Source organism: Scandinavium sp. M-37 (assembly GCF_043558715.1).
GTDB lineage: Bacteria > Pseudomonadota > Gammaproteobacteria > Enterobacterales > Enterobacteriaceae > Scandinavium > Scandinavium vulneris_A.
The window spans coordinates 66,140-89,429 of sequence record NZ_JBIGIN010000001.1 but is presented as its reverse complement, the minus strand read 5'-3'; the positions used below and the strand labels follow the sequence as shown (position 1 = coordinate 89,429).

The window sequence follows — 23,290 nt, the reverse complement described above, 5'->3', positions numbered from 1 at the left end:
AGCGCAGCGCCGCCGGGCATTGTCACGCATCTAACTCATCAAACACCTGCTGCGCCAGATGCAGCGTGGCGTTAGCGGCCGGAAGGCCGCAGTACAGCGCCGAGTGCATGATCAGCTCTTTGAGCTCATCGCGAGTGACGCCGTTATTAAACGCCGCACGCAGGTGCATTTTCAGCTCCGCTTCCCGGTTGAGCGCAATCAGCATCGCAATGGTTATCAGGCTGCGGGTGTGGTGGCTAAGCCCCGGACGCGTCCAGGTTTCTCCCCATGCATAGCGGGTGATGAAGTTCTGAAACTCCTCATTGAGCGGCGACAGGTTGTCGAGGGTGCGGTCCACGTGTGCATCGCCAAGGACCTTGCGGCGCACCTCCATCCCCTGCTGATAACGCGCTTCATCGTCCATTTATTGCCCCCGGAAATAGGTCAGCAGCGCGGCGGTAAACTCGTCGGCGGCTTCCACGTTAGAAAGATGCGACGCAGGCAACGTCACGCGCTGGCTGCCCGCAATACTTTTGTAGAGATAGTCGGCGTCGGCGACGGTGGTTACCGGATCGTTTTGTCCGGCAATGATCAGCACTGGCGCAGTTATGGCGCTCACTTCAGCGCGTAAATCGGCGGCGGCCAACGCTTCACAGCCTTCGGCGTATCCTTCCGGATCCATATGCGTCAGTTGATGGACCAACTGCTCCACCACTTCCGGCGCGTGCTGGCGAAAAGCCGGGGTAAACCAGCGGTCAGCCGTTCCGGCCGCTACCACTTCCATACCCTCCTGACGCACCGCCCGGGCCCGCGATAGCCAACTGGCCTGATCGCCAATTTTGGCCGCGGTGTTGGCGAGCGCAAAACCGTAAAAACGCTCAGGGGCAAAACGCGCCAGCCACAGACCGGTCAGGCCGCCGACGGAAATCCCGCAGAAACAGGCCTTGTCGATATGCAGGTGATCGAGCAGGGCAATCACGTCCTCACCCAACTGCGCAAGGCTCACTTTGCCGCGCTTGGTGGTTTGTCCGTGACCGTGAGTATCGTAGCGCAGCACGCGAAAATGGGCGCTGAGCGCCGCCAGCTGCGGTTCCCACAGCGACAGCGTGGTGCCCATCGAGTTGGACAGCACCAGCACCGGCGCGTTTTCCGGGCCATCAATCTGATAATGAATCGTCATGGCGTTGCTCCTGATATCGCGTCAGAACCTGACGCACAAAATGCCGGGCGCTGCCGGTGGCCGTTGACGAATCCAGCAGCGCAGTAAGTTCAGCCGAAGAAAAATGCGTGGTGATGTGTGCGTTGTGCTCCAGGAGATGCAGCAGCGGACGCTTCTGCTCCAGCGCCTGATGGCACAACGTCTCCACCAGATGATGCGCATCCTGCTTGCCGATGTGTTTCGCCAGCGCCAGGGTGACAGCTTCCGCCATGATCAGGCCATGGGTAATATCCAGGTCGGCACGCATTTTGGCCGTATCGACCTGCATCCCGCGCACCAGCTGTTCGCTCTGGGCCATTACCGCCCCGCTCAACGTCAGCAGTTCGGGCAACACTTCCCACTCCGCCTGCCAGCCGCCGAGCGCCCTTTCATGCTGCTGAATTTGGCTGGCGTACAGCGTGGCCATCAGTCCCGGTGTGCGCTGCGCGGCGGTGAGAATTGCCGCGCAGCCGACCGGGTTGCGTTTATGTGGCATGGTGGAAGAGCCGCCCCGTCCAGGGGCCGTGGGTTCGCTAACCTCGGCCACTTCGGTTTGCATCAGCAGCGCAAAATCGTTGGCGAATTTACCGAGCGTGCCGCACACGCCCGCGTACCAGTGGCCGACCTCGAGCAGACGATCGCGCTGGCTGTGCCAGGGCGTATCCGGCAGCGTCAGACTCAGCTCTTTCGCCAGCGCCTGCGCCACCGTCGGGCCGTTTTCATTGAGCGACGCCAGGGTGCCCGCCGCGCCGCCAAACTGTAAGGTCAGGACATTATCTTGCAGTTCGCGCAAGCGTCGCTGCCAGCGCAGCAAGGCATCCAGCGTACCCGCCAGTTTGAGCCCAAAGGTGACCGGCAGCGCGTGTTGCATCCAGGTGCGGCCGGGCATCACCGTGTCGCGATGAGCTTCAGTTTGTTCGGCGAACGCGGCTAACAGCGAACTCAGCATGGCGTCGGTTTTGAGCAACGCCTGACGCAGTTGCAGCACGAACCCGGTATCGATCGCGTCCTGGCTGGTCGCCCCCCAATGGACATACCGGGCGGCCTCGGCATCATGCTGTTTCACCTGCGCGGTCAGCTGCTTAATCAGCGGGATCGCCAGGTTGCCTGCGCTGGCGGCGGCGTCAGCCAGCGCGGGTAAATCGATGTTCTGTACATCACAGGCGCGTTCAATCGCCGCCACGGCAGAAACCGGGATCACGTTACACTGTGCTTCGGCTCGCGCCAGTGCGGCTTCAAAATCGAGCATCCCCTGCACGGTTTGCGCATCGCTGAATATTGCTGTCAGCGCACTGCCGCGCAACAACGGGGTCAACACATCCATTCCTGCTCCTTAAACCCGTTCAATAATCAGCGCGATCCCCTGACCTACGCCGATACACATGGTGCATAACGCATAACGCCCGCCGGTACGTTTCAGCTGATACGCAGCGGTCATCGCCAGCCGTCCACCGGAAGCCCCCAGCGGATGCCCCAGCGCAATCGCCCCGCCGTTCGGATTGACGTGGGCCGCGTCGTCCGCCAACCCCAGGGAGCGAGTTACCGCCAGCGCCTGGGCAGCAAAGGCTTCGTTCAGTTCTATCACATCCATCTGCGCCAGCGTCAAGCCGGTTTGTGCCAGCACTTTGCGTACCGCAGGCGACGGACCATAGCCCATAATGCGCGGCGCAACGCCTGCCGCCGCAATGCCCACTATCCGCGCCAGCGGTTGTAAATCATGACGGGTTAACGCCTGTTCGCTCGCCAGCAGCAGCGCGCACGCTCCGTCATTCACGCCGGAGGCGTTGCCCGCCGTGACGCTTCCGTCGGCACGCACCACCCCTTTCAGTTTAGCCAGTGATTCCAGGGAGGTCGCGCGCGGGTGCTCATCGCGCTCAAAATTCAGGGCATCGCCTTTGCGTTGTGGCACCGACACCACAATCAGTTCGTCGGCAAACAACCCTTTCTCCTGCGCCTGGGCGGTACGCTGCTGGCTGCGTAAAGCGAAAGCATCTTGATCGGCACGGGAAACGCCAAACTCTTGCGCCACGTTTTCCGCCGTTTCGGGCATCGAATCGACGCCATAGCGCGCTTTCATCAGCGGGTTGATAAACCGCCAGCCGATGGTGGTGTCTTCCATTTTCATGCTGCGGCTGTAGGCGCTGTCGGCCTTGCCCATCACGAACGGCGCGCGGGACATGCTTTCCACACCCCCGGCGATCATCAGTTGCGTTTCACCGCTTTTAATCGCCCTGGCCGCAATGCCGATGGCATCAAGGCTGGAGCCGCACAGGCGGTTGATGGTGCTGCCCGGCACGCTTTCAGGCAGCCCGGCCAGCAGCAGCGCCATCCGCGCCACGTTGCGGTTATCTTCCCCGGCCTGATTGGCACAGCCGTAAATCACATCGTCAATGTACGCCGGATCCAGCCCCGGATTTCGCGCCAGCAACGCCTTCAACGGCAGCGCAGCCAGGTCATCAGCCCGCACGCTGGCCAACGTACCACCAAAACGCCCGAACGGGGTGCGCACCGCATCGCAGATATAAGCCTGAGTCATGATAATTCCTTATGCGCTGTGCGCCAGCTGGCTGAAGATCAGTTTTACCGGCGTGAGCCGCTGTAACTCTTCAAAAGAGAGACCGTTGAAAATTTCCCGTACCGTCGGGCCTTCAGGGGTGATATCGATAACGGCGAGGTCGGTATAAATGCGGCTGACGCACGCCACGCCGGTCAGCGGATAGCTACAGTGTTCCACCAGCTTACATTCACCGTCGCGGGTCAGGTGATCCATCATCACGAACACCTGTCGGGCACCAATCGCCAGATCCATCGCCCCGCCGACCGCCGGAATGGCGTCGGGCGCGCCGGTGCTCCAGTTGGCTAAATCACCGCTGGCGGAGACCTGGTATGCGCCAAGGACGCAGATATCAAGATGGCCACCGCGCATCATGGCAAACGAGTCGCCGTGATGGAAAAAACAGCCGCCGGGCAACAGAGTGACGTACTCTTTCCCGGCGTTGATCAACTCTGGATCTTCTTCACCCGGCTGCGGTTTTGGCCCCATGCCCAGCAGGCCGTTTTCGCTGTGGAGGAAGATTTCTTTATCCGCCGGAAGATAGTTGGCGATTCGGGTCGGCAGGCCGATACCCAGATTGACGTAAGCGCCTTCAGGAATGTCCTGCGCCACGCGTTTTGCCATCTCGTCTCGGGTCAGTTTTTGCATCGTGTGTTCCTCAGGCGCTTTTGGCCGCAGTCAGGTTAGCCAGCGAGTACACGCGCTGAACGAAGATCCCCGGCGTGACGACGTGTTCCGGATCGAGCTCCCCCAACGGCACAATGTCGGACACTTCCGCCACGGTGATTTTTGCCGCGGTAGCCATAATCGGCCCGAAATTGCGCGCCGCTTTGCGATAAACCAGGTTGCCCCAACGATCCGCCTGATGGGCTTTGATCAACGCGAAATCCGCCCGGATCGGGTATTCAAGCACGTAATGACGACCGTCGATTTCGCGGGTTTCTTTTCCTTCCGCCAGCGGGGTGCCATAGCCGGTGGGCGTAAACACCGCGCCCAGCCCGGCACCGGCCGCCTGAATACGCGCCGCCAGATTACCCTGCGGGACCAGTTCCAGCTCCACTTTGCCGCGACGATAGAGGTCGTCGAAAATCTGCGAATCGACCTGACGCGGGAACGAGCAGATCATTTTGCGCACCCGCCCGGCTTTCAGCAGCGCTGCCAGGCCCACTTCACCGTTGCCGGCATTGTTATTGATGATGGTGAGGTCGCGGGCACCCTGTTCAATCAGGGCATCAATCAGGAAGGTAGGCTGTCCGGCGGGGCCAAAACCGCCAATCATGATGGTGACACCGTCGGGGATCCCGGCGATGGCCTGTTCCGGCGTCGGGACGCTTTTGTCGATCATCAGGTCGCTCCTTGTTGTGCGGTTATCGCACTTTTATGCGTTTTTCGCACAAAATGTGACCCGCTTAACGATGTGGGTCAAGGGCGATAATCGAAATATGGTGCGATTATCGAACATCCTGTATCTTTGTCTTCAGAATGTGATCGCAGGCAAACGCGGAGACAAAAAATATGACCAAACATCCTGATGATGTGCTGAACGGCGAGAGCGACCCGTTCAAAGGTGACCCGAATTACATGGCCTCACTGGCGCGTGGGCTGGAGGTTATCCAGGCCTTTACCCCGCAGCGCCCGGTGCTGTCGATTTCTCAAATCAGTCAGAAAACCGGCATTCCCCGCGCGGCGGTGCGGCGCTGCCTGTATACCCTCGGCAAGCTGGGATTTGTGTATGCAGAAGACGGCAAAAACTTCCAGTTACGCCCACGCATTTTGTCCCTGGGCCATGCCTGGCTGGCCTCCACGCCGCTGGCTCGTTCGGCGCAGCCGGTACTCAAACACCTGAGTGAAATGCTGAACGAATCCTGTTCTATCGCCACCCTGGACGGGGACGATATTTTGTACATCGCGCGGGCATCGAGTTCCCGAATCATGACCATCGACCTGGATATCGGCAGCCGTCTGCCCGCCTGGGCCACGTCGATGGGGCGGGTGTTATTGAGCCACCAGCCGGAAGAGAAGCTGAACGATATGCTGGCACGGGTGACGATGATTCGTTACACCCCGCAGACGGTAGATTCAGTGAGTAAACTGCGCACGGAGCTGAAGCGCGTGCGTCAGCAGGGCTACGCGCTCAACGATCAGGAATTGGAAATGGGGTTACGTTCGCTGGCGGTGCCGCTGTTTAATCCGCAAGGGCATTGTGTGGCGGCGCTTAACGTCGGGGTGCATGCAGGTCAGGTCTCCGCCAGCGAGATGGTCGAGCGCGTGCTGCCGGAATTGGAGAAAGCGGCGAAAGAGCTGACCCTGCTGCTGCGCTAGCGGCTGCGTTTGGCGTGACGCTCCCAGTTATCCTGCTTTGCCTGCTCTGATTTTTTCAGCGCCACATAACACGCCCCGCTGCCGCCGTGATGCGGCAGTGCGCTACAAAACGCCTGCACATCGTCAAACTCGGTCAGCCAGCGCGCCAGATAACTGCGAATGATGTTGGCGTGCGAGTTATCAGCCTTGCCTTTGCCGTGAACCACCAGCACGTTGCGCAAACCGTCCTGCCGCGCCTGATGGATAAACGCAAACAGCAGCTGTCGGCTTTGCTCTACCGACTGTCGCAGCAGGGTCAAACTGGCCTGTTGGCTGTATTTTCCCAGACGCAGCTTATCCAGCACGCCGTTTTGCAGTCCTTCGCGCTTGAACTCCAGCGGCGTACCAAGCGGCACGATATCGAGAAAACCGGTGGTGAGGAAGTTATCCAGCTGAAGCGTGTCGATCCGCTGTGGCGACCGGCTGTTGCGGCTGGGCTGCCAGTGCACATCATGACCGCGCTTCAGGGGCTGGACATCCTCCATGGCGTCAAGAAACAGAAATTTGTCGTCAGGGTTCATCTTCACCTCCTCCTGCTGCTACGGCGACTGCTGAAAAGCTACTATAGCCGCGCCCTGCCTCACGCTCAACGCGTTTTGGATTTCTGGAAACTGATTGCTGAAAGAATATATTCTGGGATGAATTTTAACCAAATGGGGAATATCGATAGTTAACCTGCACTAAACTAAAATTAATACGAGGTAACATGCAAAAATAATGTTAAGAAAGCGTGAAATCTATCACCTAAAAGTACTGGTGTTTCCGTCCAGATTCGCTATAACTGTAATACCTGCACGGGGAGTCAATTGCAGGGTCACGTTATGGAAATATTGCTGTGTATACTGCGGGGTCTGGCGGATGTCGACAGATCCTGTTTTTTTATGAGTTGAATATAATCCCGCCTGAAATAACCCATCCCCGGTTAACACTTTCGCTATTTTCGCACGATGACTGAATTATTCGTTGCGCTGGTAATAATAATCCCACCTGCCTAACGGATCTGTTCTGGTCAATATCGTCACCTTTTATTCAAATGATTTTTCAACCGCAAACCCGCGATTGTAACGCCCCTGATAATAACTATTAATAGTAAATCCAGCTCACCCTCTGGGGTGATTCTATGGTTGCTGCGATAGGTGGCATGCTATCTTGTCAGCCGCCCATTGGGCCGGGGATAACCCCCTTAACCAAGGAATCGTGATGCTGACACTGCTGGAAGATAAAATTGCGACCCCGCTCGGGTCGCTGTGGATCCTGTGCGATGAAGCGTTCAATCTGCGCGCCGTCGAGTGGGAAGAACATAGTGACCGGATGGAGCAACTGTTGGCGCTGCATTATCGAACCGAAGGTTATGAGCGCGTCGCGGCCAGCAATCCCAATGGCTTAAGCCGTAAGATGAAAGATTACTTCGACGGCGATCTGAGCGTCATTGATACCCTGCCCAGTGCCACGGCAGGCACGCCGTTTCAGCGCGACGTCTGGCAGGCGCTGCGCGCCATTCCCTGCGGTCAGGTGATGCATTACGGTGAGCTTGCCGCGCAGTTAGGCCGACCGGGTGCGGCCCGCGCGGTGGGTGCCGCCAACGGCTCAAATCCTGTGAGTGTGGTGGTTCCCTGCCACCGGGTCATCGGGCGCAACGGCACCCTGACCGGTTATGCCGGTGGCGTTGAGCGTAAAGAGTGGTTGTTGCGCCATGAAGGCTACCTGTTACTTTGATTTTTCGTGCCTTTCTGGAATTTTTAGGGAGTTTATAAGTAATTCATTCCAGTTTAAATTCATAGATTTCATAGGGATATGCGCACATTATCATTTCCCATGCATATATTGCGTGAATCGGGGTGCCGAGGCTTACGTGCTCCACAAAAAGATGTTAAAATTGACCAATATCAATTAAAGCCTGAGCAAATCTATGATCCCGGAAAAGCGAATTATTCGACGCATCCAGTCTGGCGGTTGTGCTATCCACTGCCAGGATTGCAGCATCAGCCAGCTCTGCATCCCGTTCACCCTCAATGAACATGAGCTCGATCAGCTTGATAATATCATCGAGCGTAAAAAGCCGATTCAGAAGGGTCAAACCCTGTTCAAAGCAGGCGATGAGCTGAAATCCCTGTATGCCATTCGTTCCGGGACGATTAAAAGCTACACCATCACCGAACAAGGCGATGAGCAAATCACCGGCTTCCATCTGGCGGGCGATTTAGTCGGCTTTGACGCCATCGGCACCGCCCATCACCCGAGCTTTGCGCAGGCGCTGGAAACGGCGATGGTCTGTGAAATCCCGTTTGAAACGCTGGATGATCTGTCCGGTAAGATGCCAAACCTGCGTCAGCAGATGATGCGTCTGATGAGCGGCGAAATCAAAGGCGACCAGGATATGATCCTGCTGCTGTCGAAGAAAAACGCGGAAGAGCGTCTGGCGGCGTTTATCTACAACCTCTCGCGTCGTTTCGCCGAACGGGGTTTCTCTCCGCGTGAATTCCGTCTGACCATGACCCGGGGCGACATCGGTAACTACCTCGGTCTGACGGTAGAAACCATCAGCCGTCTGCTGGGTCGTTTCCAGAAAAGCGGAATGCTGGCGGTGAAAGGGAAATACATCACCATCGAAAATAGCGATGCGCTGGCAATTCTCGCTGGCCACGCCCGCAACGTCGCCTGATAACGCCCTTTCCTTTTCCTCTCGCCAGATCGTAAGTACGCGATCTGGCGAAGGTAATTCCCAGCTTTACCTGACCTACGTGTATCAACTGCCCTTATACGTCGAGTAGCCGTACTGGCTCAGCAACAGAGGGATATGCAGTTTTTCGTTGGTTTTGGTCACGGTGAACAGCACCGGGACTTCCGGGAAGAACGACGATAAGTTCTCACGCTTAAAATACTCCCCCGTTTTGAACGTCACCCGATAAACTCCGGGCTGCATGTCCTGGTCCTGAGGATAAAGGGACTTTATACGTCCATCATTATCCGTTTTCCCCTGAGCAAGTTTGTCCCAACCTGATGGCTGCTGCTTTTCCAGAGTGACATCCACGTCCTTCGACGGAATGCCCGTTTGCTGGTTCAGGATGTGGACGCTGAGCGTGCCCATCGGCGCACTATAGACGACAGGTGCGAGAAGCGAGGTGGATAACAGGGCCAGCCCAAAAAGTTTGTTCATTGTTTTCTTCCTGTGGTTGAAATTGCAGATAACGCTAATCCATCCAGGCTGGGAAAAAAATTCAACTTTTTGTTATCAATTGTGCAACAAGCAGACTTCCCCTGACACTCATCGATGAATTTTCCTGATTTATTGATCTGGCGAAGGATATCCCCTGTTTCAATCACGCCGGATGGGTTATCTTTTATTTACAGACTGTGGTGACAGTTGTAAGGAGACCCTGTATGGCAAAGTATCAAAACATGCTGGTAGCCATCGATCCTAACCAGGACGATCAACCCGCATTACGGCGCGCTGTTTACCTTCATCAACGGATTGGTGGATCGATTAAAGCCTTTTTGCCGATCTATGATTTTTCCTACGAGATGACCACCCTTCTGTCGCCTGACGAGCGCACCGCTATGCGTCAGGGCGTCATCAGCCAACGGACCGCATGGATCCGCGAACAGGCAAAATTCTATCTCGATGCCGGGGTGCCGATTGAAATCAAAGTGGTCTGGCACAACCGTCCGTTCGAGGCCATCATTCAGGAAATCCTGAGCGGCGGACACGATCTGCTGCTGAAAATGGCCCATCAGCACGACAAGCTGGAATCCGTGATTTTCACCCCGACCGACTGGCACTTGCTCAGAAAATGCCCTTGCCCGGTGTGGATGGTGAAAGACCAGCCGTGGCCGGAAGGCGGTAAAGCGATTGTGGCAGTGAATTTGGCCAGCGAGGAGGAGTATCACAACGCGCTTAATGACAAGCTGGTGCGTGAGACGCTGCAACTCGCCGAAGAGATTAACCATACCGAAGTACATCTGGTCGGCGCGTATCCGGTCACGCCCATTAATATCGCTATCGAACTGCCGGATTTCGATCCGAGCGTGTACAACGACGCCATTCGCGGCCAGCATCTGCTGGCGATGAAATCGCTGCGTCAGAAATACAGTATTTCCGAGGAGATGACCCACGTCGAAAAAGGGCTACCGGAAGAAGTGATCCCGGACCTGGCCGAGCATTTACAGGCGGGGATTGTGGTGTTGGGCACGGTCGGACGTACCGGGCTGTCGGCGGCGTTCCTCGGCAATACCGCGGAACAGGTTATCGATCACCTACGCTGTGACCTGCTGGCGTTGAAACCCGATCAGTATCAGACCCCGGTTGAACTCGACGATGAAGACGACGATTAAGCGTTAACGCGATATAAAAAAACGGTGAGGAAACTCACCGTTTTTTTTGTGTCTGACATCAGGATCAATGGATACCCATGTGCCAGGCGTAGTCGATCTCTTCTTTAAGCTCGATTGCGGAAAGCGCCATCAGGTCGGCAAATTCCAGTTCCAGCTGTTTTACGCGTTTCAGGTACTGTGCAGGGGTAATTGGGCTAGTATCGCGACGGAGAAATTCGACGGCCAACTGCGTGGGGGTTAATTCGGTATCCATAGCATCCTCTTTTTTGTTGATAACATATTAAGTATAGCAGCCCTGTCTGTTTGTTTTTTGACCAAAAACAACACAACGTCAATCCGTCCCTAATCAAATAATGCGAAATCATTTATTAACAATTGCGCAATGCAATTTAACAGATCTATCATGCTCGCATTCACCAAATGGTTCATATGAAATTCATGCACGTGATATCAACGCCTCTCTGAAGGCATTTTTTGCTTCATTCAAAAACCCATTACGTTTTTTATGATTCGTTTGGTTCATAAGCTTTGCGAATGGGTGTCGTTAAGGAGACAGAAATGGCAACTGGCCGTTCGTCACGCGGATTACCCCGGATCCTGCAGTGGCTTTTAGTGGTATTGATGGCCGTAATCGGCCTCGCCGTCGGTGGTCTGGGCGCCAAGCTCGCCAGCGTGGGCGGGAGTTGGTACTTCGTCATCATCGGTGTGGTGATGCTGATAGCAGCCTGGCTTATCGCCAAAAATCGTCGCGGCGGGATTGTGCTGTACGCGGTGGCGTTTATGGCCTCGATTGTCTGGGCCGTTAGCGATGCGGGCTGGGAGTTCTGGCCGCTGTTTTCACGCCTGTTCACCTTTGGCGTACTGGCGCTGCTGGCCGCGCTGGTCTGGCCATTCCTCGGTCAACCCGCAACGGTGCGCAAAGCGCCCGCGTTTGGCGTGGCGGCGGTGCTGGCCATTATCCTGCTAGCCAGCGCCGGGGGGATGTTCCGCCCACAAACGCTGGTCACCGCCAGCGAGCCAGTGCCGGTCAAACCGGTCGCGCCTGGCGAAGCGCAGAAAAACTGGGAGCATTGGGGGAATACCACCCACGGCGATCGTTTTGCCGCGCTGGATCAAATCAATAAGCAAAACGTTAACCAGCTGCAGGTGGCATGGACCGCGCACACCGGAGACATTCCTCAGAGTAATGGTTCCGGTGCAGAAGATCAGAACACGCCGTTGCAGGTAGGCGATACGCTGTTCGTGTGTACGCCATACAGTAAAGTGCTGGCGCTTGACGTCGACAGCGGGAAAGAAAAATGGCGTTATGATTCGAAAGCCACAGCACCAAACTGGCAGCGTTGCCGTGGGCTCGGCTATTACGAGGAGACCCAGGCCGCTGCGGCTCCGGCAGCAGAAACCCAGCCTGCCGCCTGCCCTCGCCGTCTGTTCCTGCCGACCACCGACGCGCGTCTGATTGCCATTAACGCCGATACCGGTAAAGCCTGTGAAGACTTTGGCAACCACGGCGTGGTCGATTTAAGCGTCGGCATGGGCGAAATCAAACCGGGTTATTATCAGCAAACCTCTACCCCGCTGGTGGCCGGAAACGTGGTCGTCGTCGGTGGTCGCGTGGCGGATAACTTCTCGACGGGTGAACCGCCGGGCGTGGTCCGTGCGTTTGATGTTCACAGTGGAAAACTGGCTTGGGCGTGGGATCCGGGCAACCCGAATCTGACCGGTGAGCCACCTGCAGGCTCGACCTATACGCGCGGTACGCCGAACGTCTGGTCTGCGATGTCCTATGACGCGAAGCTGAACCTGATTTATCTGCCAACCGGTAACGCCACCCCTGATTTCTTTGCCGGGGAACGTACCGCCCTGGACGATAAATACAGTTCGTCTATCGTCGCGGTAGACGCGACAACCGGCCAGGTGCGCTGGCATTATCAAACTACCCATCACGATCTGTGGGATTTCGACCTGCCCTCTCAGCCGCTGCTGTACGATTTGCCGGACGGGAAAGGCGGCACGACGCCAGTGCTGGTACAGACCTCTAAACAGGGCATGATCTTTATGCTCAATCGTCAAACCGGCGAGCCGGTGGCGAAAGTGGAAGAGCGTCCGGTACCGGCGGGCAACATTGAAGGCGAACGTTATTCTCCAACGCAGCCGTACTCTGTGGGAATGCCGATGATCGGTAACCAGACCCTGACAGAGTCCGATATGTGGGGCGCAACGCCAATTGATCTGCTGCTGTGTCGCATCCAGTTTAAAGAGATGCGCCATCAGGGCGTCTTCACCCCGCCGGGCCTCGATCGCTCTCTGCAGTTCCCGGGCTCACTCGGCGGCATGAACTGGGGCAGCGTGTCGGTTGACCCGAACAACAGCCTGATGTTTGTGAACGATATGCGTCTGGGCCTCGCGAACTACATGGTGCCGCGTGCCAACGTAGCGAAAAATGCGAGCGGTATCGAGATGGGTATCGTCCCGATGGACGGTACGCCGTTTGGTGCGATGCGTGAGCGCTTCCTGTCTCCGCTGGGTATTCCGTGCCAGAAACCGCCGTTCGGCACCATGTCTGCGGTGGATCTGAAAAGCGGGAAAGTGGTGTGGCAGGTTCCGGTGGGTACGGTACAAGATACCGGTCCGTTGGGCATTCGTATGCATCTGCCCATCCCGATTGGGATGCCGACCCTCGGGGCATCGCTGTCTACCCAGTCTGGTCTGCTGTTCTTCGCGGGCACTCAGGATTTCTACCTGCGCGCGTTTGATACCGCCAACGGGAAGGAAATCTGGAAATCCCGTCTGCCGGTGGGCAGTCAGTCCGGCCCGATGACTTACGTGTCACCGAAAACCGGGAAGCAGTACATCATCATTAATGCAGGCGGTGCCCGTCAGTCTCCGGATCGCGGCGATTACATCATCGCCTACGCGTTGCCAGACAAGCAGTAACCCTCCCTGAAGTAATGCCTGGCGGCGCTATGCTCGCCAGGCCTACCCTAGGCCCGGCAAGTTTACGCCGCCGGGCATTATTCCCTAAACAATCAGAACGTTTCCCAGTTATCGCCCTCGGCCAGCGCCGGGCGCTGCGGTACATAGGTTGTTCCGGCTGAGGGTTTGGGTTGATGCCCCGTCCCGCCCCGCTGCAAACGGAATGCGCCGACGGCTTCGGTCAGACGTGCGGCCTGCTCCTCCAGCGAACCGGCAGCGGCAGAGGCTTCTTCCACCAGCGAGGCGTTCTGCTGGGTGACGCTATCCATTTCAGTAATCGCCTGGCTGACCTGCAAAATGCCCCGGCTCTGCTCATCAGACGCCGCAGCGATTTCCAGCATGATATCGGTCACGCGCTTCACCGCGGCCACGATTTCACTCATGGTGCTGCCCGCCGCAACCACTTCGCCAGATCCCCGCTCAATCAGGGTGACGGATTCACTGATCAGCCCCTCAATCTCTTTCGCCGCCTGGGCGCTGCGGCTGGCCAGGGTGCGGACTTCGCTCGCCACCACCGCAAATCCACGGCCCTGTTCGCCCGCGCGGGCAGCTTCTACCGCCGCGTTCAATGCCAGAATATTGGTCTGGAAAGCAATGCTGTTGATGACGGCGGTGATTTCGGAAATCTTCTTCGAACTGGTAGAGATATTGCCCATGGTAGCCACCACCCCAGAGACAATGTGTCCCCCGCGGGTGGCTTTGCCGGAAGCATCTTCCGCCAGTTTGGTGGCGTGATGGGCGTTGTCGGCGTTTTGTTTTACCGTCGCCGTGAGTTGCTCCATGCTGGCGGCAGTCTGTTCAATCGCCGCGGCCTGCTGTTCGGTGCGGGAAGAAAGATCGGTGTTACCGGCGGAGATCTCACTGGTACCACGGTAGATCTCTTCCACGCCCTGACGTACCGTTCCGACCGTTTGGGCCAGCGCGCTCTGCATTTTTTGCAGGTCATGGCTCAATTTGCCAATTTCACTGCGTCCGGAGGCTTCCTCTGGAAGGGTCAAATTGCCGTCGGCAATCTGTTCAATGCGATGCAACGCCCGGCGCAGCGGGTTAATCACCGTGCGGCGCAGCGATACGAAGGTCAACAGAGTCAGAACCAGCGCCAGTGCAAACGCCCCGACCATAAAGGCCAGGCCCAACTGGGTACGTTGATGCGCGGTTTCAGACAGATGCTGCGCGCGGTCGCTGCGGATCTTAATTGCTTTCAGCAATACGTCGTTATAGGCAGCATCCAGCAGGCGGGCATGTTCGTTTTCGTGGTTGATGATTGCCTCAAACATGCCGTTTTTGGCATATTTCAGCATCGGTTTCATCCCGTCGATGTAGGCGTTATAGCGCGCGTTGATTTCACCATCCAGCGCTTCGTCGGCCGGGGTTTTCACTTCGCGATTCACATACTGTTTAAACCCGTCCTGCGACTGTTTGATCCGCAGCTCCGCTTCGGCAATATTGCGCTTCATGTCGTCCATTTCAGCAATACGGCTGGCGGCCCCGGCGTGGATCAGGTTAATTCGCGCGGTGCGCAGATGGTTTGAACTGTTCGACAGCCCCATCCGCACTTCTAATTCTTGCGTGACGTCGCTCTGGTCGCGATCGGCCTGCAGCAGGAAATAGCCCGCCAGGCCCGAACTCAATGCGAACAGCAGCATGATCCCGCCCAGAATCGAGGAGAACAGCGGCACGAGACGGATGTGATGTAAAAAACTAACGGTTTGCGACTTTTGCCCTACGGCTGATTTGTCCATGGCTTATCGACTCTCTTATTGTAGAGGCGTATCAAAACGCCCGTAAGATTGTCATCGGCCTGGCAGCGAGATTGCTTACCGGTAAAAGCGCTACACCGGTCACACTTTGAACATAAAGCGGGAAAAAGCCAGCGGAGGAACCCCGCTGGCCTGAGCATCAGTTATCGCCGAAATGGATAACGGTGCGGATAGATTTACCTTCGTGCATCAGATCAAAGGCTTCGTTGATCTTGTCTAACGGCAGACGGTGGGTGATGAACGGATCGAGATTAATTTTGCCGACCATCGCATCTTCGACCATGCCCGGCAGTTGGGTACGCCCCTTCACGCCGCCAAACGCCGAACCGCGCCACACGCGCCCGGTCACCAGCTGGAACGGACGGGTTTTGATTTCCTGGCCCGCACCCGCAACGCCGATGATCACGCTTTCGCCCCAGCCTTTGTGGCAGCATTCCAGCGCGGCACGCATGACGTTGACGTTGCCGATGCACTCGAAGCTGAAGTCCACGCCGCCGTCGGTCAATTCGACGATCACGTCCTGTACCGGCTTGTCGGAGTCCTTCGGGTTGACGAAATCCGTCGCCCCCATCTCACCCGCCAGCTTGAATTTCTCAGGGTTGGTGTCAACGGCAATAATCCGCCCGGCTTTGGCCTGTACCGCGCCCTGAATAACCGCCAGGCCGATGCCGCCCAGCCCAAAGACCGCCACGCTATCGCCTTCTTTCACTTTCGCGGTGTTGTGCACCGCGCCGATCCCGGTGGTGACGCCGCAGCCCAACAGGCACACTTTATCCAGCGGTGCCTGTGGGTTCACTTTCGCGAGGGAAATCTCAGCCACTACCGTGTATTCGCTGAAGGTGCTGGTGCCCATGTAGTGATAAATCGGCTCGCCGTTGTAAGAGAAACGGGTGGTGCCGTCCGGCATCAGCCCTTTGCCCTGAGTGGCTCGCACCGCCTGACAGAGGTTGGTTTTGCCGGATTTACAGAACTTACACTCGCGACATTCGGCAGTGTACAGCGGAATAACGTGATCGCCCGGTTGCAGGCTGGTCACGCCCTCACCGACTTCGACCACAATACCGCCGCCTTCATGGCCCAGCACCGCCGGGAAGACGCCTTCCGGATCGTCACCGGACAGGGTGAAAGCATCGGTATGACACACGCCGGTATGGGTGATTTTGACCAGCACTTCGCCTTTCTTCGGCGGCGCAACGTCGATTTCAACAATTTTCAGCGGCTGGCCCGGGCCAAACGCAACTGCAGCACGTGATTTCATTTCCGTCTCTTCCCTTGTTGTCAGTTATTTTAAATACGATCGTAGCAGATGACCGACTTCCGCCATACGCGCGGCACGCTGGTCGGCAGTCGTTTCGCCCGTCACCAGCTCGTCTTTAAGATGCATTTCAATCATTTCGCCCATCAGGCCGTTGGCGGCCCCGCGCACGGCAGCAATCTGTTGCAGGATATTCAGGCACGGCTCGCCGGATTCCAGCGCTCGTTCAAGCGCATCGACCTGCCCGCGGATACGACGCACGCGCGTCAGAGCGCGCTTTTTATCTTCAGGTGAGTGCGGCATAAGCCCTCCCATATACTGTAGGGGGGTATAGTAACTTTTTAACATCTGCCTGTATACATTCACTTTTTCATTTTTATCAGCAGGTTGCCAATAATGTAAAAATCAGATGCTGCGTTGCAGCACGCTATGCTAAAAAAGGCTGAAGAATGACGATGTGAAGGATGAAATCAGCGCCGCGGCTTACATAACAAAATTAGCGGGTCAGAATTAATTGACGGCAAATAAAGCAAAAACCCGCCGAAGCGGGTGTGGCTACAATGAGAATGTTCAACAATTAAACGCAGGGCGGTCGCATTTAGTACTTAATTGCCTGACACCAGCTAAATAAACAGCAGGCTGCGAAACAGAAAATTTGAAGGAACATAAATCAATATAACTAGCTGGTTGTTGTATTTAATTCAAGGTGAAGGTCATTCTTCGCTGTTTGTATTTCACTTCCCTCTTCATGAGATCGAATGAAATCAGCAGCAAACCAAGGATGAAGGGTGTTTCAAACAACTCTTCAATGAGGTCTTGGTAGTGTCCGTTATGCAGGAAAATCGGGGATAACAAAAGATGATGTTCAACTGTATCTGCCAGTAAAAACGTAACGATAACCAGCGAGCAGGTCCACAATGGGATGCTCCAAAGGGTAATCCGAACGGCTATCGCTTTACGTAACGTCGATGAAAGCAGGAATGAAAGAACAAGGCTGGAAATGAGAATTACAGAAATGCTTCGAAACACGACTTTGGGTAATTCGGGGAAATAATCTCGCCCCCAACTGGTACTCCGGCCCAATAGCACAACCCACCACAAAACAGACCATAGCCAGAATTGCCGGGATCCCTCAGTGAGTTGAAAAGGTTTCATATAACCGAGGGTGAGCACGACACCCAGTAAGAGTAAAATGGCTTGTGAGTTCTCGATCATGGCAACAGTATGCCCATGCAATAAAGGCAGATGTATATCTGAAGCAAAGGGAATCAAGCAACTAATAATAGCCAGCAGGGCCGTAGCAGGGGTAAGTGTGGTATTAAAATTCATCATGCGGGTAGCCTGTTAAAAACTATTTAACGAGTATGAGGTAAACCTTAAGAAAGCATTAAGCCCTCTGTGCCATTATCGAAGAAGCCAGCCAGTATTATGTTTATTTATAAATTAACGCCGTTCGCCTGATAAATAGTGAACAAGGTTTATGTCGTACCGTCTGCACATATGCAGCTCTATTCTGTTCTCGTCAGTGGCTAGACAGCCTCCAGCCCCCCCTTAAAAGCAAAAACCACGCCCAAGGACGTGGTTTGAATGCTGGTCATATTGACAGAAATATTACGACTGTAACGACGCCAGTCGTGCAGCAAACCCGACGAACACCAGGCCAATCAGGCTGTTGCCGAGCTTCACCAATTTCTTACGGCTACCGACAAAACGGCTGACGACCGAACCGGAGACAATCAGGAAACTCAGATAAACGAAGCTGACCATTTCCAGGGTGACGCCGAGGATCAGAAATGCCAGACCCGGCGTGCTGGACTGGACGTCAATAAACTGCACGAAGAATGAGACGTAGAACAGGATAGCCTTCGGGTTGGTCAGGCTCAGCGTCAGCGCGCGTTTAAAGATGGTGCTGCGCTGATCGGCGGTGTGAGTATGCTCGCTGCCCTTCTGTTTGATGACTGCCCACAGCATTTTAATGCCGAGGTACAGCAGGTACATCGCCCCAAGGTAACGCACGATATTAAACAGCAGTGGCGTGGTTTTAATCAGCGTCGCGACGCCTGCGTAGGAGAGGAACATCAGCACTGCATCACCGATAAACACCGCCAGCGCGGCCATATAGCCGGTGCGAATCCCGTAGGCGGCCCCAGTCTTGAGCACAAATAAGGTATTGGGCCCCGGAACCAGAATGATAAATATCGCCCCCACCACGTAGGTCCAGTAATTCAGTACGCCGAAATCCGCAAACACGCTGTTCTCCCTTCACTGCTGCTATTTCAAAATGTGACGGCCATCATAACAAAAAAGCCGCCTTCCTTTTAACGGAAGACGGCTTTATTTACCTATTTTCTGACGGGATTACAGCGCTTTCAGGATAGCATCCACGCTGGCTTTCGCATCGCCGAACAGCATGTGGGTGTTCTCTTTGAAGAACAGCGGGTTCTGCACGCCAGCATAACCGGTGTTCATCGAACGTTTGAAGACGATAACGTTCTGCGCTTTCCACACTTCCAGCACCGGCATTCCGGCGATTGGGCTCTTCGGATCGTCCAACGCTGCCGGGTTAACGGTGTCGTTAGCGCCGATCACCAGTACGGTGTCGGTGTCACGGAAATCGTCGTTGATTTCGTCCATTTCCAGCACGATGTCATACGGGACTTTAGCTTCCGCCAACAGCACGTTCATGTGACCCGGCAGACGACCTGCCACTGGGTGAATACCGAAGCGTACTTTAATGCCGCGCGCGCGCAGCTTCTCAGTAATTTCCGCCACCGGATACTGCGCCTGTGCCACCGCCATGCCGTAGCCTGGGGTGATGATCACCGTTTGCGAGCCTTTCAGCATTTCAGCGGTGTCTTCCGCGCTGATTTCGCGGTGTTCACCCACTTCTTCATCCGCACCGGTCGAGGAGCCGTCGGTACCGAAACCGCCCGCGATGACGCTGAAGAACGACCGGTTCATCGCCTTACACATGATGTACGACAGGATAGCACCGGACGAACCGACCAGCGCACCGGTCACGATCAGCAGGTCGTTGCTGAGCATAAAGCCCGCCGCCGCTGCCGCCCAACCGGAGTAGGAGTTCAGCATCGACACCACAACCGGCATGTCTGCCCCGCCAATAGACGCCACCAGATGCCAGCCAAAAGCCAGCGCGATAACGGTCATAATCAGCAGCGCCAGCGCCTGCAGGCCCACGCTTTCGGTGCGAACGAACATCACCATCAGCAGGAAGGAAACCACCAGCGCGGCGAGGTTCATTTTATGACGGTTCGGCAGCATCAGCGGTTTGGACGAAATCTTGCCGCGCAGTTTACCAAACGCCACGATGGAACCGGTGAAGGTCACCGCCCCGATGAAGATGCCGAGGAACACTTCAGTCAGGTGAATATTCACCAGAATCGGTTCCAGGCCCGGTTCGTGATACAGGTAGCTGTTGAAGCCCACCAGCACCGCCGCCAGACCCACGAAGCTGTGCAGCACCGCCACCAGCTCTGGCATTTCGGTCATTTCTACGCGCTTCGCCAGACGAATACCGATGGCTCCACCGATGATCATCGCCACCAGGATCCAGGCGACGTTGCCGGTTTCAGGCCCAAAGATAGTGGCAATCAGCGCGATGGCCATCCCGGCGATACCGAAATAGTTGCCCTGCTGTGACGTTTCGTGTTTAGAAAGCCCTGCCAGACTGAAAATAAACAGGATCGCGGCAACAATGTATGCAGCTGTAACTAATCCTCCAGACATGTGTTACCCCTTACCCTTTGCGGAACATTTTCAGCATGCGCTGAGTCACGGTGAAGCCACCGAAAATATTGATGCTGGCAATCAGCACGGCGATGAAGCTAAGGAAGCTTACCCAGCCGCCATGACCGATTTGCAACAGCGCACCCACCACGATAATCCCTGAAATGGCGTTGGTGACCGACATCAGCGGGGTATGCAGCGCATGAGAAACGTTCCACACCACGTAATAACCGACCACGCAGGAGAGCGCGAACACGGTGAAGTGACCAAGGAACTCTTTCGGCGCAACGTCTGCCAGCCAGCCAAACAGGATAATGGCCAGCGCCATCAGCGCATATTTACGCCATGGGGATTTCGGGGCTTCAGGCTCAATCGGCGTGGTGTCGATTTTCGCCGTCGCTTTCGGCTGAGCGGAGACCTGAATCGGCGGTGCAGGCCAGGTGACTTCACCTTCGCGCACCACGGTCACACCGCGAATCACGACATCGTCAAAATCGATGGTGATGTTGCCGTCTTTTTCTTTGCACAGCAGTTTAAGCAGGTTCACCAGGTTGGTGCCATACAGCTGAGAAGACTGCGTTGGCAGGCGACCGGCGAGATCGGTATAGCCAATCACCTTCACCCCGTTGGCGGTGGTGAACACCTCACCCGGCACGGTGTATTCACAGTTACCGCCGTTCTGGGCCGCGAGGTCAACGACCACGCTGCCCGGGGTCATGGAGTCAACCATTTCGCGGGTGATCAGTTTCGGCGCAGGTTTGCCCGGTATCAGCGCGGTGGTGACGATGATGTCGACCTCTTTTGCCTGGGCGGCGAAGAGTTCCATTTCTGCCTTAATAAAGGCTTCGGACATCACTTTGGCGTAGCCGTCGCCACTCCCGGCTTCCTCTTCGAAATCCAGTTCGAGGAACTCGGCGCCCATACTCTGCACTTGCTCTTTTACTTCAGGGCGGGTGTCGAAGGCTCGAACGATGGCCCCGAGGCTGTTGGCCGCCCCAATGGCGGCAAGACCGGCAACACCGGCGCCAATCACCATCACTTTAGCCGGGGGCACTTTCCCGGCAGCGGTAATTTGCCCGGTAAAGAAACGACCAAATTCATGGGCGGCTTCAACAATCGCACGATACCCGGCGATGTTGGCCATTGAACTCAGGGCATCAAGAGACTGTGCGCGCGAAATACGTGGCACGGAATCCATCGCCATAACGTTGATATTACGTTCGGCCAGTTTCGCCATCAGTTCCGGATTTTGTGCCGGCCAGATAAAGCTAATCAGCGTGGTGCCGGGATTGAGCAGCGCAATTTCTGCATCCGTTGGGGCATTCACCTTAAGAATAATGTCAGACTGCCAGACGGCCTCGGTGCTGACGACTTCAGCGCCCGCCTCGGTAAAGGCACGATCGTCAAAGCTCGCCAGTTTACCGGCCCCGCTTTCCACAGCCACTGTAAAACCGAGTTTAAGCAGCTGTTCCACCGTTTTCGGCGTGGCTGCAACTCGGGTTTCCAGGGCCAGCGTCTCTTTTGGTACCGCAATACGCATAGTTTTCCCTTCCATCGATGATAAATGATGGTTTGTTGTTTTGTTGGGTTCCGTCCCTGGCAGTATGGACTGGCGAAGAGGCGAGCACCCGGAAAATAAAACAGTAACAAACTTTCTATAACCTACTGAAAATAGCGGTTGTGATCTAGCGTTAGAAAACAGTAATTGTGATTTTATTAGGGAAAAGTCACTTATGCAGGTGTCAGGCAGTAATATTTACCTGATTTTGCCGGAGGAGCCTGATAATTCGCTTAAGCGAAGCGGTAAAACATGATTATTCGCGGCAGTGTTACCTCGTATTAACATTACATTAACTTATAAAAGTCATATCGATTATCGCTTTTGCTGGTCAACTGCCCGTTTCTACAACATATCGTGAAAAGTTATCTTGCGCCGTTATCGAGGTCGCACAAGATGAGCAAAATCACGCAGACAGTGACGCAAATTAAATGCAATAATCATCGACGTTTTAGTCACTAACAACTACCAGTACCTGGTTTGCGAAAGGCGAAGGATTATTTTTATGAAGCTTAAGTACACCCTCCTGGCAACCGCTCTTCTGTCTGCAACGGCCTTTTCTGCCAGTGCAGCGACCGAGTTAACGCCGGAGCAAGCGGCAGCCCTCAAGCCGTACGATCGTATCGTTATCACCGGTCGTTTTAATGCCATTGGTGACGCTGTGGATGCTGTTTCCCGTAAAGCTGACAAAGAGGGTGCTGCATCCTTCTATGTTGTCGATACTTCCGATTTCTCCGGCAGCGGCAACTGGCGCGTAACCGCCGACTTTTATAAGCAAGATGCCCCGAAAGCTGACGTGGTTCAAAACCGCGTGATCGGCGGCGTGACGGAACTGCCGAAAGATCAGGCTGCCCTGATTGAGCCTTTCGACACCGTAACCGTGCAGGGTTTCTATCGCAGCCAGCCTGACGTGAACTCCGCCATCGCGAAAGCGGCGAAAGCCAAAGGTGCCGACTCGTTCTTCATCGTACGTCAGATAGATGCTAACGACGGCGGTAACCAGCGTGTTACGGCCTACATCTATAAAGCCGATGCGAAGAAACGCGTTGTTCAGAGCCCGGACGCTATCCCGGCCGATTCGCAGGCAGGCCGTGCGGCACTGGCTCAAGGCGGTGAAGCAGCCAAGAAAGTTGAAATCCCAGGCGTGGCAACCTCATCCACCGTGGGTGTCGCTGCGGGTGGCGCAGGCGTAGGACGATTCTTCGAAACTCAGTCAACCCAAGGCGGACGTTACAGTGTAACGCTTCCAGACGGCACTAAAATCGAAGAGCTGAACAAAGTCACCGCCGCGCAGATGGTGCCGTTCGACAGCGTTAAGTTCACCGGCAACTACGGCAACATGACCGAGATTTCTTATCAGGTTGCTAAACGTGCCGCGAAGAAAGGGGCTAAGTACTACCACATTACCCGCCAGTGGCAGGAACGTGGTGGCAACATGACCATCAGCGCCGACCTGTATAAGTAATCGCTTTATCTCTGCAATCAGGCAGCCCCGGCTGCCTTTTTTTATTTTTTCTGGCCCTTGTCATTGCAAGCCAACGACTCTCTCCGTAAAATCGCGCGCCGTAGCGTA

The 23,290-nt window shown here is 55.7% G+C and carries 22 protein-coding genes; 6 read left to right on the top strand and 16 right to left on the bottom strand.

Annotation, left to right across the window (positions count from 1 at the left end; translation table 11 throughout):
• Window positions 1-22 precede the first annotated feature (22 nt).
• From pcaC to ACG0Z5_RS00430, 6 genes are read right to left on the bottom strand one after another with little or no spacing between them, the layout of a single operon-like run.
• Window positions 23-403, bottom strand: coding sequence for a 4-carboxymuconolactone decarboxylase (pcaC, locus tag ACG0Z5_RS00455; RefSeq protein WP_319630490.1), 381 nt, complete (start codon window positions 401-403; stop codon window positions 23-25).
• Window positions 404-1,159 (bottom strand): 3-oxoadipate enol-lactonase, encoded by a 756-nt coding sequence (gene pcaD, locus ACG0Z5_RS00450; protein WP_394444788.1) that lies wholly within the window; start codon window positions 1,157-1,159, stop codon window positions 404-406. It lies immediately after the preceding gene.
• Window positions 1,137-2,501, bottom strand: coding sequence for a 3-carboxy-cis,cis-muconate cycloisomerase (locus ACG0Z5_RS00445; RefSeq protein WP_394444787.1), 1,365 nt, complete (start codon window positions 2,499-2,501; stop codon window positions 1,137-1,139). The genes pcaD and ACG0Z5_RS00445 overlap by 23 nt, the downstream gene beginning before the upstream one ends.
• Window positions 2,502-2,510: 9 nt before the next feature.
• The gene (gene pcaF, locus ACG0Z5_RS00440; RefSeq protein ID WP_394444786.1) at window positions 2,511-3,713 is read right to left on the bottom strand and encodes a 3-oxoadipyl-CoA thiolase; all 1,203 of its coding nucleotides are present in this window, start codon (window positions 3,711-3,713) and stop codon (window positions 2,511-2,513) included.
• Window positions 3,714-3,722: 9 nt separating this feature from the next.
• Window positions 3,723-4,379 (bottom strand): 3-oxoacid CoA-transferase subunit B, encoded by a 657-nt coding sequence (locus ACG0Z5_RS00435; RefSeq protein WP_319630494.1) that lies wholly within the window; start codon window positions 4,377-4,379, stop codon window positions 3,723-3,725.
• A 10-nt stretch (window positions 4,380-4,389) separates the two neighbouring features.
• Entirely contained in the window at window positions 4,390-5,076 is a 687-nt protein-coding gene (locus ACG0Z5_RS00430; RefSeq protein WP_394444785.1) for a 3-oxoacid CoA-transferase subunit A, read from the bottom strand.
• A gap of 170 nt (window positions 5,077-5,246) precedes the next feature.
• On the opposite strand from ACG0Z5_RS00430, the gene ACG0Z5_RS00425 reads away from it, so the two are divergent.
• Window positions 5,247-6,053 carry an IclR family transcriptional regulator C-terminal domain-containing protein gene (locus ACG0Z5_RS00425; protein ID WP_394444784.1) on the top strand — a complete coding sequence of 269 codons (807 nt, stop codon included), beginning with the start codon at window positions 5,247-5,249 and terminating at the stop codon, window positions 6,051-6,053.
• Here ACG0Z5_RS00425 and smrA read toward each other — a convergent pair.
• A complete protein-coding gene (gene smrA / locus ACG0Z5_RS00420) occupies window positions 6,050-6,613 on the bottom strand; it encodes a DNA endonuclease SmrA (RefSeq protein ID WP_394444783.1) in 564 nt (187 codons plus the stop codon). The genes ACG0Z5_RS00425 and smrA overlap by 4 nt on opposite strands.
• 679 nt (window positions 6,614-7,292) lie before the next feature.
• On the opposite strand from smrA, the gene ogt reads away from it, so the two are divergent.
• Together ogt and fnr are read left to right on the top strand one after the other, a co-directional pair.
• On the top strand, window positions 7,293-7,808 hold the full coding sequence (gene ogt / locus ACG0Z5_RS00415) for a methylated-DNA--[protein]-cysteine S-methyltransferase (RefSeq protein ID WP_394444782.1): 516 nt from the start codon (window positions 7,293-7,295) through the stop codon (window positions 7,806-7,808).
• 193 nt (window positions 7,809-8,001) lie between these two features.
• The gene (gene fnr, locus ACG0Z5_RS00410) at window positions 8,002-8,754 is read left to right on the top strand and encodes a fumarate/nitrate reduction transcriptional regulator Fnr (protein ID WP_394444781.1); all 753 of its coding nucleotides are present in this window, start codon (window positions 8,002-8,004) and stop codon (window positions 8,752-8,754) included.
• 84 nt (window positions 8,755-8,838) lie between these two features.
• Here fnr and uraH read toward each other — a convergent pair whose 3' ends face one another.
• Entirely contained in the window at window positions 8,839-9,249 is a 411-nt protein-coding gene (gene uraH, locus ACG0Z5_RS00405) for a hydroxyisourate hydrolase (RefSeq protein ID WP_394444780.1), read from the bottom strand.
• A gap of 224 nt (window positions 9,250-9,473) precedes the next feature.
• Between uraH and uspE the strand changes: the two genes are divergently transcribed.
• A complete protein-coding gene (gene uspE / locus ACG0Z5_RS00400; protein WP_394444779.1) occupies window positions 9,474-10,424 on the top strand; it encodes a universal stress protein UspE in 951 nt (316 codons plus the stop codon).
• Between the two features lie 64 nt (window positions 10,425-10,488).
• On the opposite strand, the gene ACG0Z5_RS00395 is transcribed toward uspE, so the two are convergent.
• On the bottom strand, window positions 10,489-10,677 hold the full coding sequence (locus ACG0Z5_RS00395; RefSeq protein ID WP_394444778.1) for a YdiH family protein: 189 nt from the start codon (window positions 10,675-10,677) through the stop codon (window positions 10,489-10,491).
• A gap of 305 nt (window positions 10,678-10,982) precedes the next feature.
• On the opposite strand from ACG0Z5_RS00395, the gene ACG0Z5_RS00390 reads away from it, so the two are divergent.
• Window positions 10,983-13,358, top strand: a complete 2,376-nt coding sequence (locus tag ACG0Z5_RS00390; RefSeq protein WP_394444777.1) for a glucose/quinate/shikimate family membrane-bound PQQ-dependent dehydrogenase — start codon at window positions 10,983-10,985, stop codon at window positions 13,356-13,358.
• A gap of 92 nt (window positions 13,359-13,450) precedes the next feature.
• Here the strand turns inward: ACG0Z5_RS00390 and ACG0Z5_RS00385 are convergent, their stop codons facing one another.
• The 7 genes from ACG0Z5_RS00385 to pntA all read right to left on the bottom strand — a co-directional run bounded on the left by ACG0Z5_RS00385 (window position 13,451) and on the right by pntA (window position 21,699).
• Window positions 13,451-15,139: a methyl-accepting chemotaxis protein gene (locus ACG0Z5_RS00385; RefSeq protein WP_394444776.1), complete on the bottom strand. Its 1,689-nt coding sequence runs from the start codon at window positions 15,137-15,139 to the stop codon at window positions 13,451-13,453.
• Window positions 15,140-15,296: 157 nt separating this feature from the next.
• Window positions 15,297-16,415 carry an S-(hydroxymethyl)glutathione dehydrogenase/class III alcohol dehydrogenase gene (locus ACG0Z5_RS00380; protein WP_394444775.1) on the bottom strand — a complete coding sequence of 373 codons (1,119 nt, stop codon included), beginning with the start codon at window positions 16,413-16,415 and terminating at the stop codon, window positions 15,297-15,299.
• 24 nt (window positions 16,416-16,439) lie between these two features.
• Window positions 16,440-16,715, bottom strand: a complete 276-nt coding sequence (locus ACG0Z5_RS00375; protein ID WP_110508354.1) for a metal/formaldehyde-sensitive transcriptional repressor — start codon at window positions 16,713-16,715, stop codon at window positions 16,440-16,442.
• Between the two features lie 393 nt (window positions 16,716-17,108).
• Window positions 17,109-17,741 (bottom strand): hypothetical protein, encoded by a 633-nt coding sequence (locus ACG0Z5_RS00370; protein WP_394445057.1) that lies wholly within the window; start codon window positions 17,739-17,741, stop codon window positions 17,109-17,111.
• Window positions 17,742-18,023: 282 nt separating this feature from the next.
• Window positions 18,024-18,662 carry a leucine efflux protein LeuE gene (leuE, locus tag ACG0Z5_RS00365; protein ID WP_394444774.1) on the bottom strand — a complete coding sequence of 213 codons (639 nt, stop codon included), beginning with the start codon at window positions 18,660-18,662 and terminating at the stop codon, window positions 18,024-18,026.
• Between the two features lie 108 nt (window positions 18,663-18,770).
• On the bottom strand, window positions 18,771-20,159 hold the full coding sequence (gene pntB / locus ACG0Z5_RS00360; RefSeq protein WP_319630507.1) for a Re/Si-specific NAD(P)(+) transhydrogenase subunit beta: 1,389 nt from the start codon (window positions 20,157-20,159) through the stop codon (window positions 18,771-18,773).
• A gap of 10 nt (window positions 20,160-20,169) precedes the next feature.
• Window positions 20,170-21,699, bottom strand: coding sequence for a Re/Si-specific NAD(P)(+) transhydrogenase subunit alpha (pntA, locus tag ACG0Z5_RS00355; RefSeq protein WP_394444773.1), 1,530 nt, complete (start codon window positions 21,697-21,699; stop codon window positions 20,170-20,172).
• 523 nt (window positions 21,700-22,222) lie between these two features.
• Between pntA and ydgH the strand changes: the two genes are divergently transcribed.
• The gene (gene ydgH, locus ACG0Z5_RS00350) at window positions 22,223-23,182 is read left to right on the top strand and encodes a DUF1471 family protein YdgH (RefSeq protein WP_394444772.1); all 960 of its coding nucleotides are present in this window, start codon (window positions 22,223-22,225) and stop codon (window positions 23,180-23,182) included.
• The last annotated feature ends 108 nt before the right edge of the window (window positions 23,183-23,290 follow it).